At 67.5% G+C, this 15268-nt stretch carries 17 protein-coding genes; 13 read left to right on the forward strand and 4 right to left on the reverse strand.

Annotated features, from left to right (window positions below; translation table 11 throughout):
- The 3 genes from NM962_05370 to NM962_05380 form a co-directional block, all read right to left on the reverse strand.
- The gene (locus NM962_05370; GenBank protein UVO13542.1) at positions 1-954 is read right to left on the reverse strand and encodes an o-succinylbenzoate synthase; all 954 of its coding nucleotides are present in this window, start codon (positions 952-954) and stop codon (positions 1-3) included.
- Positions 939-1781, reverse strand: a complete 843-nt coding sequence (locus tag NM962_05375) for an amidohydrolase family protein (protein ID UVO13543.1) — start codon at positions 1779-1781, stop codon at positions 939-941. Before NM962_05375 ends, NM962_05370 begins: the two co-directional genes overlap by 16 nt.
- Positions 1782-1860: 79 nt before the next feature.
- Positions 1861-2409, reverse strand: a complete 549-nt coding sequence (locus tag NM962_05380) for a TetR/AcrR family transcriptional regulator (GenBank protein UVO13544.1) — start codon at positions 2407-2409, stop codon at positions 1861-1863.
- Between the two features lie 80 nt (positions 2410-2489).
- Between NM962_05380 and NM962_05385 the strand changes: the two genes are divergently transcribed.
- The 12 genes from NM962_05385 (at position 2490) to NM962_05440 (ending at position 11675) form a co-directional block, all read left to right on the forward strand.
- Positions 2490-3437, forward strand: coding sequence for an aldo/keto reductase (locus NM962_05385; GenBank protein UVO13545.1), 948 nt, complete (start codon positions 2490-2492; stop codon positions 3435-3437).
- Between the two features lie 27 nt (positions 3438-3464).
- Entirely contained in the window at positions 3465-4367 is a 903-nt protein-coding gene (locus NM962_05390; GenBank protein UVO13546.1) for a 1,4-dihydroxy-2-naphthoyl-CoA synthase, read from the forward strand.
- A gap of 39 nt (positions 4368-4406) precedes the next feature.
- A complete protein-coding gene (locus NM962_05395; GenBank protein ID UVO13547.1) occupies positions 4407-5291 on the forward strand; it encodes an SDR family oxidoreductase in 885 nt (294 codons plus the stop codon).
- On the forward strand, positions 5291-5695 hold the full coding sequence (locus NM962_05400) for a VOC family protein (protein UVO13548.1): 405 nt from the start codon (positions 5291-5293) through the stop codon (positions 5693-5695). Before NM962_05395 ends, NM962_05400 begins: the two co-directional genes overlap by 1 nt.
- 113 nt (positions 5696-5808) lie before the next feature.
- The gene (locus NM962_05405; GenBank protein UVO13549.1) at positions 5809-7086 is read left to right on the forward strand and encodes an inorganic phosphate transporter; all 1278 of its coding nucleotides are present in this window, start codon (positions 5809-5811) and stop codon (positions 7084-7086) included.
- Positions 7083-7382: a hypothetical protein gene (locus NM962_05410; GenBank protein ID UVO13550.1), complete on the forward strand. Its 300-nt coding sequence runs from the start codon at positions 7083-7085 to the stop codon at positions 7380-7382. Before NM962_05405 ends, NM962_05410 begins: the two co-directional genes overlap by 4 nt.
- Before the next feature lie 43 nt (positions 7383-7425).
- Positions 7426-8631 carry an inorganic phosphate transporter gene (locus NM962_05415; protein UVO13551.1) on the forward strand — a complete coding sequence of 402 codons (1206 nt, stop codon included), beginning with the start codon at positions 7426-7428 and terminating at the stop codon, positions 8629-8631.
- A gap of 5 nt (positions 8632-8636) precedes the next feature.
- Positions 8637-8927: a hypothetical protein gene (locus NM962_05420; protein ID UVO14560.1), complete on the forward strand. Its 291-nt coding sequence runs from the start codon at positions 8637-8639 to the stop codon at positions 8925-8927.
- A gap of 58 nt (positions 8928-8985) precedes the next feature.
- On the forward strand, positions 8986-9303 hold the full coding sequence (locus tag NM962_05425) for a DUF3349 domain-containing protein (protein ID UVO13552.1): 318 nt from the start codon (positions 8986-8988) through the stop codon (positions 9301-9303).
- Between the two features lie 71 nt (positions 9304-9374).
- Positions 9375-10460, forward strand: coding sequence for an o-succinylbenzoate--CoA ligase (gene menE / locus NM962_05430; GenBank protein ID UVO14561.1), 1086 nt, complete (start codon positions 9375-9377; stop codon positions 10458-10460).
- 81 nt (positions 10461-10541) lie between these two features.
- Positions 10542-10964 carry a hypothetical protein gene (locus tag NM962_05435; GenBank protein ID UVO13553.1) on the forward strand — a complete coding sequence of 141 codons (423 nt, stop codon included), beginning with the start codon at positions 10542-10544 and terminating at the stop codon, positions 10962-10964.
- Positions 10965-10976: 12 nt separating this feature from the next.
- Positions 10977-11675, forward strand: coding sequence for a TetR/AcrR family transcriptional regulator (locus NM962_05440; protein UVO13554.1), 699 nt, complete (start codon positions 10977-10979; stop codon positions 11673-11675).
- Positions 11676-11694: 19 nt separating this feature from the next.
- On the opposite strand, the gene NM962_05445 is transcribed toward NM962_05440, so the two are convergent.
- Positions 11695-13602, reverse strand: coding sequence for a hypothetical protein (locus tag NM962_05445; GenBank protein UVO13555.1), 1908 nt, complete (start codon positions 13600-13602; stop codon positions 11695-11697).
- Between the two features lie 117 nt (positions 13603-13719).
- On the opposite strand from NM962_05445, the gene NM962_05450 reads away from it, so the two are divergent.
- Positions 13720-15192: a hypothetical protein gene (locus NM962_05450; GenBank protein ID UVO13556.1), complete on the forward strand. Its 1473-nt coding sequence runs from the start codon at positions 13720-13722 to the stop codon at positions 15190-15192.
- The last annotated feature ends 76 nt before the right edge of the window (positions 15193-15268 follow it).

A 15268-nucleotide genomic window follows, 5' to 3' on the forward strand; every position in this document is an offset into this window, starting at 1 on the left:
TTACTGGGGCAACAGTTGATGGCAGGCCCGGACCCGGTCGATCCACCACTGGCGCCGCTGTGGCGAAGCGGCCAGGGCGTGCAACCGCGCGGGGTCCGGGGTGACGCGCTGTACGGCCAGGTAGCCGTCCTTTTGCGCCGGTGTCTCGGCGATATCGTCGACGAACAGCGATCCAGTGCCCAGCCCGCAGGCGTGCTGCAGATCCGGCAGCGCGGCCGCTGCACGCAGGCCGGTCGCGATACCGACCGCCGAGTCGATCGCGCTGGAGACCACCACCGGGATGCCGATCTGCTCAGCGATCTTCAGCAACGCCGAAATACCGCCCAGCGGTGCGACTTTCAGTACTGCGATATCGGCAGCTCCGGCTTTCATAACAGCCAGGGGGTCGGAGGCTTTGCGTATGCTCTCATCGGCGGCCACCGGCGTGTCAATGCGAGCGCGCAGCTCCGCGAGTTCGGCGACGGTGGCGCAGGGTTGTTCGAGATATTCCAGTGCGCCCAATGCCTTTTCCGCCTCGACCGCCTGATCGAGGGTCCAACCGCCATTGGCATCGACCCGCACGATAGGGATGAGCGCGCGGACGGCTTCGACGCGGGCGACGTCGTCGGCCAGGGTCTGCCCGGGCTCGGCGACTTTGACCTTGGCCGTGCGGGCGCCCGGGAACCGCGCCAGCACCTCGGGCACCCGCTCGGCGGCGACGGCAGGCACGGTCGCGTTGATCGGGATCCGGTCGCGGAGGGGTTGCGGCAGTTGGCGATAGGCGCTCTCGAGTGCGGCAGCCAGCCAGTGCGCCGCCTCGGGCGGTCCGTATTCCGCGAAGGCGCCGAACTCTCCCCAGCCTGCCGGGCCGTCGATCAGGGCCAGCTCGCGCACGGTGATGCCACGGAACTTGACGCGCATCGGCAGCGCCACCACGTGTAAGCGGTCAAGGATGTCTTCTAGGGGTGGCGGCATGCGTCCTCACCCCTCAGCTTGAACACCCGCTCGGCATTCCCGTGCAGATAATCCGCGCGCGCCTGATCATCGAGCCCAAGATCGTCGAGACCATCGAGCGCATGACTATGCATGATCATCGGATAATTAGTGCCGAACAACACCTTTCGTTGCCCGGTACGGGTTCGCATGAACCGGATCAGCTCATCCGGGAGCCGCTTGGTGGTGTAGGCCGAGGTGTCGATGAAGACGTTCTCATGCTTGCGGGCTACCGCGACCATCTCCTCGGTCCACGGATAGCCGACGTGTCCGCACACGATGGTCAGTTCGGGAAAGTCCAGTGCCACTTGGTCGATGTAGGGAATCGGGCGGCCGGTTTCCGACGGTCGCAACGGGCCGGTATGCCCGACCTGGGTGCAGAACGGCACGCCGAGTTCCACGCATTCGACAAACAGTGGGTAGTAACGCCGATCGGTGGGAGGCGCGTTCCACAACCAGGGCACCACACGCAGGCCGACGAAACCGTCGTCGCGGACCCGGCGGCGCAGTTCGCGGACGGCCTCCATCGGGCGATCCAGGTCGACGGTGGCCAGTCCCGCGAACCGACTCGGGTGCGCCCGAACCCAGCCGGCGACTTCATCATTGGAGACCAGGTCCATGCCGTTGGGTCCGCGCCAGGCACTGAGCAGCCCGAAATCCACGCCTGCCGCATCCATCGCCGACACGGTGGCTTCGATCGGGATCTCCTCGTCGGGCATCGCGCCGCCGGTCCAGCGTCGCAGCGACGCCAGCATCTCGTGGTCGAGGAACCGCCGGGTCGGGTGCTGCATCCACACATCGATGGTCATCGTCTCCACCGTAGACAGCTCGGTCAAGCGGCGGTCCCAGCTTCGCCTCTCCTCCGTCGAGCCTCGCTGAACCACCGGGTCAGCCAGCGGCTGCTACTCCGGCAACCAGCAGATCCAGCAGACGCCCGGTCTGCTCGGGTGAGCCGCTGGTCAAAAAGATCCCGATCAGGCTCGACACGACATCGTCGGCGCGCACATCAGCGCGCAGACTGCCGTCGGCGGCACCGGCCCGCAGCAGCAGATCGACCGCTCCGACGATGCGCTCGCGGGTCTCGTTGGGCTCCATCGCGCCGGACTCGACGATGGCACGCAACGACTCGGCCATCCCCCGCTTGGCCGCCACGAAGCCGGCGTAGCGGTCCATCCAGCGCCGCAGCGCCACCCTCGGTGGGTGGCGGGTGACGAGCTGTTCAGCGACAGCCGCGACGTCGCCCAGTTCAGCGCGATAGACGGCCTCGACTAGTGCCTCGCGATTGGGAAAGTGCCTGTAGAGCGTGCCGATGCCGACTCCGGCGTCACGGGCGATCGATTCCAGCGGAACCGGGCTCCCGTCGGAGCCGCCGAACGCGGCGGCGGCGGCCGCCAACAGCCGCTCTCGGTTGCGGCGGGCATCGGATCTCCCAACCAAAGCGGAGGAACCTCCGTTTCTGTTACGCTGCCTATGCGGAGGGCCCTCCGTATCTGTACCAGTGTCTCACGAGGAGCACCATGACCGACCAACTCCAGCCCGGCGGCCTCGGCCGCATCGGCACACCGGCCGTGGCCCGTGTCGGCTACGGCGCCATGCAGCTCGACGCAAAAGTCTCCACCGACGACGCCATCGCGGTCCTACGCCGCGCAGTCGAGTTGGGCGTCAACCACATCGACACCGCGTCCTTCTACGCCGGCGGCGAGGTCAACCACCGCATCCGCACGGCACTGGCGCCTTACCGCGACGAGTTGGTCATCGTCAGCAAGGTCGGTGCCGCCTACACCGGCGTCGGCCCGGTGCCGCTGACCGCCGCCCAGAAGCCCGCCGAACTGCGGGCCGCTGTCGAGAACGACCTGCGCCAACTGGGCCTGGACACCGTGCCGGTGGTCAACCTGCGGCGTTACGACCTCGGCCCCGCCCCGGCTCCCGAGGGTGATCAGAACGTCGACCTCGACGACCAGCTCGCCGAGATGATCGCGTTGCGCGACGAGGGCAAGATCGCCGCGATCGGGATCAGCAGCGTGGGGCTGGAAGTTCTGCAGCGGGCACTGCCGGCCGGGATCGTCTGCGTGCAGAACGCCTACAGCTTGCTCGACCGCACTCAGGAAGACACGCTCGACTTCTGCGCCGACGAAGGCATCGCCTGGGTCCCGTACTTCCCGCTCGGCTCGGCGTTCCCCGGCTTCCCCAAGGTCACCGACCACCCCGTCGTCCGCGAGATCGCCGACGAAACCGGTGCCAGCCCGGCCCAGATCGGGCTGGCCTGGCTCTTGACCACCTCGGCCAACACGCTGCTGATTCCCGGCACCGGATCGATCGCGCATCTGGAAGAGAACATGCAGGTGGCCGACATCGTGCTCAGTGACGACGCCGTCGCCCGACTGGACGCGATCACCGCCCCCGGGCAGGGCCCGGACTACGCCGCGAGCCTGCGCGAAGCGTTCCGGCAAGCTCCGGCAACCTGACGAGCCCGCCCCGGTACGGTCGCAGGCGTGAGCAGCAACCCTTTTGACGAGAGCATCTGGCGCACAGTCGACGGCTTCGCCGACCTGACCGACATCACCTATCACCGCCACGTCACCGACGCGACCGTGCGGGTGGCGTTTAACCGCCCCGAGGTGCGCAACGCATTTCGTCCGCACACCGTCGACGAGCTGTACCAGGCACTGGACCATGCCCGGATGTCTCCCGACGTCGGCGTGGTGCTGCTGACCGGCAACGGACCGGCGCCCAAGGACGGCGGCTGGGCGTTCTGCTCCGGCGGGGATCAGCGCATCCGCGGCCGCAGCGGCTACCAGTACGCCGCCGGGGAGACCGCCGACACCGTCGATGTCGCCCGCGCCGGACGGCTGCACATCCTGGAGGTGCAGCGGCTGATCCGGTTCATGCCCAAACCGGTGATCTGCCTGGTCAACGGCTGGGCGGCCGGCGGCGGGCACAGCCTGCACGTGGTGTGCGACCTGACCCTGGCCAGCCGCGAGCACGCCCGGTTCAAGCAGACCGACGCCGACGTGGGCAGCTTCGACGGCGGCTACGGAAGCGCGTATCTGGCCCGGCAGGTGGGCCAGAAGTTCGCTCGCGAGATCTTCTTCCTGGGCCGCACCTACACCGCCGAGCAGATGCATCAGATGGGCGCGGTCAACGAGGTCGTCGACCACGCCGAGCTGGAGGCCACCGGCGTGCAGTGGGCTAGCGAGATCAACGGCAAATCGCCTCAGGCCCAACGCATGTTGAAGTTCGCCTTCAACCTGCTCGACGACGGACTGGTCGGCCAGCAACTGTTCGCCGGCGAAGCCACCCGGCTCGCCTACATGACAGACGAAGCCGTCGAGGGCCGGGATTCATTCCTGGAAAAGCGCGATCCAGACTGGAGCCGCTTCCCCCGGTACTTCTGAGCGACGACACCGGCTCCGCCCCGCATAGACTGACTAACCATGAGCCGAAGCCCGCTACGCCGACTGTCCGACCAGATCACGCTCGCCACCATGCGTCCCCCGGTCGCCGCGCAGCTGATGCACCGGCCCGGTGCCAAGACCATCGACCTGACCGGCAAGCGGGTGCTGGTGACCGGGGCGTCGTCGGGCATCGGAGAAGCCGGCGCCGAACAGTTCGGGGCAGCGGGCGCCACCGTGATCGCCGTGGCCCGCCGACAGGAAAACCTCGACGCACTGGTCCAGCGGATCACCGCCGCCGGTGGCACCGCTCACGCCATCGCGTGCGACCTCTCTGACCTGGCGGCGATCGACGCACTGGTCAAGGACGTCGACGAGCGGTTCGGCGGAGTGGACATCCTGGTCAACAATGCCGGACGCTCCATCCGCCGTCCGCTGGCCGAATCCCTGGACCGCTGGCACGACGTCGAGCGAACCATGCAGCTGAACTACTACTCGCCGCTGCGGCTGATCCGCGGGTTCGCCCCGGCGATGCGCGAGCGCGGCGACGGCCACATCATCAACGTCGCCACCTGGGGCGTGTTCACCGATTCCTCGCCACTGTTCGGCGTATACAACGGCTCCAAGTCCGCACTGAGCGCCGTCAGCCGGGTCATCGACAGCGAGTGGGCCCGCTACGGCGTGCAGTCCACCACGCTGTACTACCCGCTGGTGAAGACCCCGATGATCGCGCCCACCGCGGCGTTCCAGGGCAAGCCGGGGCTCACCGCGCAGGAGGCCGGCGCGTGGATGATCGACGCGGCCCGATACCGCCCGATCCGTATCGCGCCGCGCCTGGCGTTGGCGTTTCGTGCACTGGACAACCTCAACGCCGGTTGGGCCACCGCGATCGTCAAGCGGAACCGGATCGAGCCGGTCGAGGACTGATGGAGATTCTGGCCAGCCGGATCCTGCTCCGGCCCACCGACTATCAACGCTCACTGCGGTTCTATCGCGACGAGATCGATCTGGCGATCGCCCGCGACTACGGCGCGGGGATGGTCTTCTACGCCGGACAGTCGCTGATCGAACTGGCTGGCCACGGCAACCCCGGCCACACGACCGCGCACTTCCCGGGGGCGCTGTGGCTGCAGGTCCGCGACGTCGCCGCCACCCAGGCCGAACTGCAGAGCCGGGGGGTCTCCATCACCCGGGAAGCGCTCCTCGAACCGTGGGGGTTACGTGAGATGCACGTCACCGATCCCGACGGCCTGACGTTGATCTTCGTGGAGGTGCCCGACGATCATCCGCTGCGCCGCGATACCCGCCAGGACAGCCCCCAAAAGCCCTGAGGTTAACGACGGGGAAACAGTTCGATACGTCTCGACGTACACCGGCGTTTCACGAGGGTGATCGTTAGACAACGGCCCCATCGAGGCCTCAGAATCAGTGCCGTGATGCTCTCGTGAGCCTTGATCTGTTCCTCCTAATCATCGTGGTGATCACGGCTTTGGCCTTCGACTTCACCAACGGATTCCACGACACCGGCAACGCGATGGCGACCTCGATCGCCAGCGGTGCGCTCAAGCCCAAGGCAGCGGTCACCATGTCGGCCTGCCTGAACCTGATCGGCGCCTTCCTGTCGACCGCCGTCGCCGCAACGATCGCCAAAGGCCTGGTCGACGCCCACCTGGTGACCCTGGAGATCGTCTTCGCCGGCCTGGTCGGCGGCATCGTGTGGAATCTGCTCACCTGGCTGCTCGGTATCCCGTCGAGCTCCTCGCACGCCCTGATCGGCGGCATCGTGGGAGCGATGATCGCCGCAGTCGGCGGGCATGGGGTGATCTGGCACGGGGTGGTCTCGAAGGTTCTGGTCCCGGCCGTGGTCGCCACCGTCATCGCCACGGTGATCGCCTCCGTGGGCACCTGGCTGGTCTACCGCATCACCCGCGGTGTCGACGAGAAACAGTCCGAGAAGGTGTTCCGGCACGGTCAGATCGGCTCGGCCGCGCTGGTGTCACTGGCACATGGCACCAACGACGCGCAGAAGACCATGGGCGTGATCTTCCTCGCGCTGATGTCCTACGGCGCGGTGAGCACGTCGGCCACGCTGCCGCCGCTGTGGGTGATCGTGAGCTGCGCGCTGGCCATGTCGGCGGGCACCTACACCGGCGGCTGGCGGATCATCCGCACCCTGGGCAAGGGCCTGGTCGAGATCAAGCCACCGCAGGGCATGGCCGCTGAATCCTCCGCAGCCGCAGTCATCCTGCTCTCCAGCCACTTCGGTTACTCACTGTCGACCACCCAGGTCGCCACCGGGTCGGTGCTGGGCAGCGGCGTCGGCAAGCCGGGCGCGCAGGTGCGCTGGAGTGTCGCCGGACGGATGGTTGCCGCTTGGCTGGTGACGCTGCCGATGGCCGGTGGCGTCGGCTCGGGCGCCTACGGCCTGGTCCACGGTATCGGCGGCTACCCCGGCATCACCATCGGTGTGGTGCTCCTGATCACCACGGTCCTGGCGATCTGGCTGCGGTCGCGCCGGGCGCGCATCGACCACAACAACGTCAACGCCGAATGGGACGGCACTCTCACCGGCGGTCTCGACGCCCCCGGCGTGCAACCCGAAGAAGCGGGCCGCGAAGTCGAGAACGCCCTCCGATCGACCTTCCAGCCCGGCCATGACGGAGCCAAGTTGACTGTCGTCTCCACCGACGACCCCAATTCACGTGAGGTCATCCGGTCATGAGTCAGTGGTTCAACCTGGCAGCAACGTGCAAGATTCTGGTTTTCGGGCTGCTGGTCGGCGGGCTGTTGCCGGCACTGTTCGCGGTCGGGGTCCGGGTCAACGTGGCAGGTAACAGTGTTCCTGCAGTCGCCGGCACCGCCGGCACCGATGGCGCGCGCCGGCCGCTGCTAGTCGCTCTCAGCTGGGCGATCTTCCTGGTAGTCCTGGCCGTGGCGGTCGTCGGCGTGCTCTTCATCGCCCGCGACTTCCTGGGGCACCACCTGGGCTGGTACCTGCTCGGGGCCAAGCCCGCCTAACCCGGTTCGACAAGTCAGGCGTGCGGCTGCAAAAATCCGCACGGTGACCTTGGAGCTGTTCCTGTTGATCACGGTCGTGATCACCGCCCTGGCTTTCGACTTCACCAACGGCTTCCATGACACCGGCAACGCTGTCGCCACCGGGATCGCCAGCGGTGCGCTCAAGCCGAAGACCGCGGTAACGCTCTGCGCCACCCTCAACCTTGTCGGGGCGTTCATGTCGACCCAAGTGGCGGCCACGGTGGCCAAGGATCTAGTGGTCACCAACCTGGTGACGCTGGAAGTTATGTTCGCCGGTTTGGTCGGCGGCATCGTCTGGAACCTGGCGACCTGGTTGTTCGGCATCCCGTCGAGCTCCTCACACGCGCTGATCGGTGGGGTGGTGGGGGCCATGCTGGCCGCGGCCGGCACGGCCGGGGTGCGTTGGCCCGGGGTGGTCTCGAAGGTGCTGGTGCCCACTGTGATCGCCGTGCTCGCCGCGACCCTGGTTGCGACCGTCGGAACCTGGCTGGTCTACCGCCTGACACGGGCAGTCCCCCACGGGCGCACCCTGCGAGACTTCCGGCGGGGCCAGGTTTTCTCTGCCGCCCTGATGTCACTGGCGCACGGCACCAACGATGCCCAGAAGACCATGGGCGTGATCTTCCTCGCACTGATCTCCTACGGCGCCGCCTACAAGACCGACGTCACGCCGCCGCTGTGGGTGATCGTGTCGTGTGCGGTGGCGATGGCTGCCGGAACCTATTTCGGTGGATGGCGAGTCATCCGCACCCTGGGCAAGGGGCTCGTCGAGATCGAATCCCCCCAAGGCATGGCCGCCGAATCATCCTCGGCGGCCATCATTTTGCTGTCCAGTCATTTCGGCTACTCGCTGTCGACCACACAGGTGGTGACGGGATCGGTGTTGGGTTCGGGCCTGGGCAAGCCCGGGGCCAACGTGCGCTGGGGTGTTGCCCGGCGGATGGCGACCGCCTGGGTGATCACCCTGCCGCTGGCCGGGGCCATCGGCGCGGGCACCTACCACCTGATCCACCGCATCGGCGGCTACCCCGGCACCATCACCGGGCTGGTGCTGCTAGTGGGTGTCTCCGCGCTCATCTGGCTGCAGTCCCGCAAGGTCCCCGTCGACCACACCAATGTCACCGCCGATTGGGGTGCACATATGACCGATGGCCTCGAAGTGATTGCACCGCAACCGACTCCGCCTGGCCCGTCTCGCGAGATCGGCACGGAGGGGGGCGGTGCGTGAACACCGTGAGCACCTGGTTCGACTACGTGGCCACCGCCAAGATCCTGATCTTCGGCCTGCTGGTCGGCACCGCGCTGCCGGCCTTGTTCGCCGTCGGGGTGCGCTTGGGTGCCGCAGCGGATGGACCGACTGAGCACCGCCGGGAATTGACCCTGCTGCGGTGGATGATCTTCGCGCTGTTGCTCGCCGCGGTATTGGCCGGCGTGCTGTTCATCGCCCGTGACTTCATCGAGCACCGCATCGGCTGGCAGTGGGATGACTGGGGCCATTGGGACGAGGTGTTTGGTCTTGATTAGACGTAATATTGCAGCTGACATGTTCCTTCCGGTGTCGGCGCGGGGAAGTTGACGCAGCATGAACAAATTTCTCACCTCGATCGTCGCCTGGCTGCGCGCCGGGTACCCCGATGGTGTGCCGCAGAACGATTACGTTCCGCTGTTGGCTCTGTTGTCACGACGCCTGACCAACGACGAGGTCAAAGACGTCGCCCGTGAATTGATCGGCCGCGGCGAGTTCGACCGCATCGACATCGGGGTACTGATCGCCCGCTTGACCAACGAACTGCCCGCTCCAGAGGACGTCGAACGGGTGCGAGAGCGGTTGGCGGCAAAGGGCTGGTTGCTGGACGACGCTCCTACCAACGACGCCCCCACCAACGGAGGAAACCCATAGCACGCCTGCGTGCGCTGACCATCCCACCCGGTGATGCCGTCTCCGCCCTCCTGCCCGCCTTGCAGGGCGTTCTGGACGGCCACGACGCCGCGTTCACGCCGGTAGGCCCCGACACCGACCCGTCTGCCCTGACCGCGCTGCGGGTGGGCGATCCCATCGGCGACGACATCGCCCTGGTGGTAGCCACATCGGGAACCACCGGGGTGCCCAAAGGTGCTCTGCTGACCGGTGGGTCACTGGCGGCCAGCGCCACCGCCACGCACGACAGGTTGGGCGGACCAGGCAGCTGGCTGCTGGCGCTACCCCCGCACCACATCGCCGGGATCCAAGTTCTGGTACGCAGTCTGGTGTCCGGCACCGCCCCCGTGCAGCTCGATGTCGCAATGGGTTTCGATGTCACGCGGTTGCCCGCGGCGGTGGCGGCACTCGGTGCCGGCCGGCGTTACACCTCGCTGGTCGCCACCCAACTGGCCAAGGCGCTCACCGTTCCCGCGGCCACGGCGGCACTGGCCGAGCTGGACGCGGTGTTGTTGGGCGGAGGCCCTGCGCCGCAACCGATCGTGGACGCAGCGGCGGCCGCCGGGGTGCGGGTGGTGCGCACCTACGGCATGAGCGAGACCGCCGGCGGTTGTGTCTATGACGGGGTGCCGTTGTCGGGTGTGCAGCTGCGTATCGGGGACGACGGGCGGATCGCGATCGGGGGTCCGACCTTGGCGCAGGGTTACCGCAATCCTGTCGAGCCGGACCCATTCGTCCAGCCAGGCTGGTTTTCCACCAATGACATTGGCGTCCTTGACTCCTCGGGACACCTGACCGTGCTCGGTCGCGTTGACGACGCGATCAGCACCGGTGGCTTGACGGTGCTTCCCGGTCCGGTGGAGGCGGTGTTGTCGACCCATCCCGCGGTGGCCGAGTGCGCGGTGTTCGGGATCGACGACGATCGGCTGGGGCAGCGCGTGGTCGCTGCGGTCGTCGTCGCCGGTGCGACGCCACCGACCCTGGAAGCGTTACGCGCTCACGTCGCGCAATCTCTGGACACCACGGCCGCGCCACGCGAGTTGCATGTCGTTCCGACACTCCCCCGTCGCGGGATCGGCAAGCTGGACCGAAAAGCACTGGTACAACGGTTTTCCGGTGACGGTATTGCGCTCGATTAGACCACTGGTCTAATTTATAGACCAGTGGTCTAATGGACTGGCAGTGACCGCGCCGCCACTGCCGGCGAAAGGGGCGCAACTATGCAGACACCCACCACGTCCGCGGAGCGCACGCGTTCCTTCGCGCGCGTCCTGGGACCGTTCGTCGCCGTGGTTCCTGCCATCGTCGCGATCCGGGCCGGAGATATCGGAAACCAGCTGTCGAGCTTCTCGACCGACCCGATGTGGCCGTGGGTGCTGGGCGCATTGCTGTTCGGTGGCGGGCTGTTCATCATTGCTTTTCACCAGTATTGGCGCGGCGTGGCCGCGGTGATCATTTCGCTGTTCGGGTGGTTCCTGTTGCTGCGGGGATTCGTCTTGCTCGCAGCGCCGCAGTTGATCGTCAAGGGAGCCGAAGCCGCCACATCAAGTGCCACCGTCGGTATGGTGCGGGCCGGCTTCGGACTGCTGGCACTGTGCGGGGCGTACCTGACCTACGTTGGATGGCTGAAGAAGTCCGACTGATTCAATTCCGTCATGCGCCGTGTCGTGAAACCCCGGGAGATCCGGCGAGCCGAGCTGCTCGACCAGGCGTTGGCGCTCTTCCTCCAAAACGGCTACGACAACGTCAGCCTCAACGAGCTCCTCGCAGCGACGGGCATACCGAAAGGCGCTTTCTACCACTACTTTCCATCCAAAGATGCGTTGGTCGTCGCGCTGGCTCAGCGCAGCGCCGACGCAGCGTTGGAGGCGCTGCGTCCGGTCTTCGATCAGCCGGGAACGGGCGCACTGGAGCGCCTCAATGGCGGGCTGGCGGCAAGCTACGACCTCAAGATGGCGACGGGCGCTCCCGAGCAGATCGCGGCGATGACGGCGCTGTTCGCGCCACACAATCGCGGGCTGTTCGCCAAGATCGTGCAGACGTGGGAAGACCTGTTCCGACCGGTGCTGACGAAGCTCATCAGCGAAGGCGTCGACGAGGGCGTGTTCAATACCTTCGACCCCGAGGGGGTCGGCGACATGATCCAGGGTTTTGCGGCCAGCTTGCGCAGAAACCTGATGCAGGTACTCGATGCGCCGGACGCGAAGGCGCGTCGTCAGACCATCGACGACTGCGTGAAGCGCGTCAAACTGCACGGGATCGCAACAGACCGAATCCTCGGATTGGCTGACGGGTCAACGGTTGTGCTCGACCGCAAGCAGATAGCTGCAATGGTTGCGCGTATCAGGCCGTGATTGACGTGGGAGCCGCGACTCAGTCGCCGCCTCCGCCGGAGCCCCCACCGGAGCCGCCGCCCGAACCACCAGACCCGCCACCCGAACCACCAGACCCACCGCCGGATCCGCCACCCGAACCACCAGACCCGCCGCTTGAACCCCCACTCGACCCGCCGCCGGAACTGCCCCCGGAGTCACCGCTCGAACCCGACGAACTGGACCCACCACCGGAACTGCCGGCAGAACCGCTGGAGCTGCTGCCGGAACCGGAGGAAGCGCCTCCAGACCCGCCGCTCCCGGAGCCTCCGGCGTCACCGCCCGCACTACCGCCGGCGCCGCCGGAACTACCGCTGCCCGACCCGGACGTGCCAGGACCCGCTCCGCCGGAACCGCCCGCGTCGCTGCCGGATCCGCCCGAACTAGATCCCCCCGCACCGGATCCACCCGAACCAGATCCCCCCGAGTCACTGCCCGATCCGGTGCCACCCGAACCGCTGTCGTCGGACCCTCCAGAAGTGCCGCCGGATCCGCCGGAATGACCACCCGAGCCGCTATCGCCGGAACCGCCCGAGCCACTGCCGGATCCGCCCGGATTGTTGCCGGAGCCCCCACTACTGCCGTCGTCCGAGCCGGTGCCGCCCGAATGCCCACCACCGGAGTCGCTGCCGCCGGAATGGCCACCGGGAGAACCGTTACCGCCGGAACCAGTGCCATCCGAACCCGTGCCACCGGAACCATTGCCACCGGAACCAGTGCCACCCGAACCCGTGCCACCGGAACCATTGCCGCCCGAACCCGTGCCACCGGAACCATTGCCGCCTGTGCCGCCTGTGCCGGTGCCGCCCGAACCGGCATCGCCGCCGGAATGACTGCCTCCGCCGTGATCACGACCAGAACCGCTGCCGCCGCTACTACTGCCGCCCGATCCCGGCAGCCAACCGCCGCCGCCACCAACGGGCCCGGTGATGATCGGAATCGGAATTGGGAACGGAATCACCGCGGGCGGCGCGGGTGCGGGCGCCGCAGGAGGCGCCGGAACAACCGGCGCGGGAGCAACGACGGCCGGAGCCGGGTTCGCCGGGGCTACAACAGGATTAGGAACCTGGTCCTGCAGAGCGGGCAACCGGACCGGCTTCGGGGCGGGCAGCACCGGCATGAAGTTGCCGGGCACCGGCTGGGCCTGCGGCGGCTGCGCCACCACCGGTGGCTGCGACGGCGTGGATGCGGCCGTCGGGCGAATGCCGATCGTCACGGCGACGGCCAACGCCGCGCACCCGGCCACCAGAATCCCACCGACCGAACTGCCTACCAGCAGTGCCCGTCCCACCGGCGGCGGTGGCGCCGCCTGCTCGTCGACCTCGGCGTCGCCTCCCCCGTACTCGGAGCCGTAGTCGTCGTAGCCCTCGTAGCTTTCGTAGTCGCCCTCGACGTACTCCACCGGCAGCAGTTCGGAGTCATCGTCGGTCATCGAGTACGCGAGCTGCTGTTCCGACTCTCCGCCCGCAGCCGCCGGGGCCAGCACCGTCGACGTTTCGTCCGGGGCGCCCGCGTCCGCTACCGCGGGCGCAGCCATCGTCGCGTCGCCGGCCGGAGCAGGCAGCCACGTCGTCGCGCCGTCCTCGCCCGAGACGTTGCGCGCCAACGCCACTGCCGAACGCGCCTGGGGCTGCTCGAAGACGTTCTCGACTCCCGCCTCCGCAAGGGCTCGGCGAACCTCTGCCATCAATTCCGAGTCCGACCAGCACAGTCGCGTAGCAGCCAGCCGGTGGCCCTCGTCGGCCAACATGCGGTGAGTTCCGGTCACCGTCTCGACCAGCGTTTCGACCGGATCGCGCGTCAGATCGAGCATGGACTCGTCGAGCACGGCATCGCCGTAGGCGTCCGATTCGACGAGCGCCAAACGGGCGAGCGCGCCGGTAACCGACACTCCGAGCGCGACATCCATTGCGCGTCTCCTTCCGCGGCCACTCGCTTAGCCAGTCTAGCCGCGCGGATCGACCATCGAGCAGACCGATCCTCGCAGTTCAATGGCGGATGCCCCTCCCGCGGTTATGGTGAGCAGGTGATCGCCGAGTCGACCAGGAGCTGGAACATCGGCCGCGATGCGACCGCCGCGGCGCTGCTGCTCGCGGCGCCGGCGTTGCCGTGGAGCTTGTACTTCGGTGCCGGCATTCCGGCCGGCGAGCCCGCCCTGTTCATCACGTTGGCTGTGGCCACCGTGCTCGCGCTCACGGCGATCGCCGCGACCTACGTCGGGCCCTGGAGAATCTTGCGCGTACCCAACAATTCCGCCGTCGCGGGACGGTTGCGGCTATTGCTCTGCGCGCCGTATCTGGTCTTGCTACTCGGTGTGGTGGCCGCCGACGTGGTGCAGACCGTCCGCTACGGCGGAAGCCCTCGGCCTCCCGGCGGCGTCGGGCCGGGCGCGTTGCTGGGCGCCGCAGGGGCGTTGCTCGCTGCGCAGCCGGTGCTCGCCGGGCCGGTGCGCCTGTGGCGACGCACGGTCCGGACGCTCGGCTACGCATCGATCGTCGGCGCCACGTTGAGTGTGCTGTTCAACCTGTATTGGCGGGTGCGCTACGCCCTACCGGAGGCCCGTTCCACGACCGGATTCGGCCGCCAACAAGTCGCGATCATTGCGACCGCACTGGTGTACGGAGCGGTGGCGTGGGCTACCGTGGTGGTCGCCTCAAGGTGGGTTCTCCAGCGCGACAAGGCGTCCCAGCTCGCTGTGGTCCTGCTCGGCGGGGCCACTCTGGTCGCCGGGGCCCTGGTGTGGGTGCTGCCGATGGGCCGCGACATTGACGGCTTTCACGGGATCGCTCAGAACACCTCCACGGCCGGGGTCGGATTCGAGGGCTATCTGGTGTGGGTGGCCGCCGCGGCACTGTTCGCGGTGGCGGCAGCGCGCGACGCGTCGGCGGCGACATGGTTAGGGGCTACCCGGAACACGTTGTTGCTTATCGCGATCTGGAGTCTTGGGTCAGCCCTCATGCGCATCGTCGATCTCAGCGTCGCGGTCGGCCTCGACCTGCCGTATTCACCGTACGACAGCGCTGCAATGGCCTCCTTTGATGTGGTGGCGGCCGTCATCGCGATCTGGCTACGGCTCAACCTGGGCAATCGCTCGCTGCCGGCAACAGCGGTCTGGTCGGTGAGCGCCGTCCTCTTCGGCTTCACGATCGCCCGCGTCGTGGTGGGTGTCGGCCTGGCTCCGCGACTGACGGAAGCCCAGCGCGCCAGCGCCTGGGCCAACCCGGTGTATGGCAACGGACTCGCGCAGCAGATCACCAGCACGTTCGACGTGGTGCTGTGCGGCCTTGCGCTGTGCGGCCTGGTGGTGGCAATCGTCGTCGGACGCTTGACGGTGCCCGCCGACGACCGACCCAAGCCTGGCGAGCCCGGTACACCACGCATCTTCCGGTCTGCGGACTCCCCCGCCGTCGCTCCCGCGAGTGGACCGAAGATCTATCGGGGAAGCGATGATTCGGCCGAGAACAGTGAAGAGCGTTTATCGGACGCCGACGGCGGGTAGCCGAAACTGCGTTTCTGCTCTTGAACGTCGGTGAACGATGCGAATGAAGGTCACGATGTACAGCACTGCATTGGTC

Source organism: Mycobacterium sp. SVM_VP21 (assembly GCA_024758765.1).
Taxonomy (GTDB): domain Bacteria; phylum Actinomycetota; class Actinomycetes; order Mycobacteriales; family Mycobacteriaceae; genus Mycobacterium; species Mycobacterium heraklionense_C.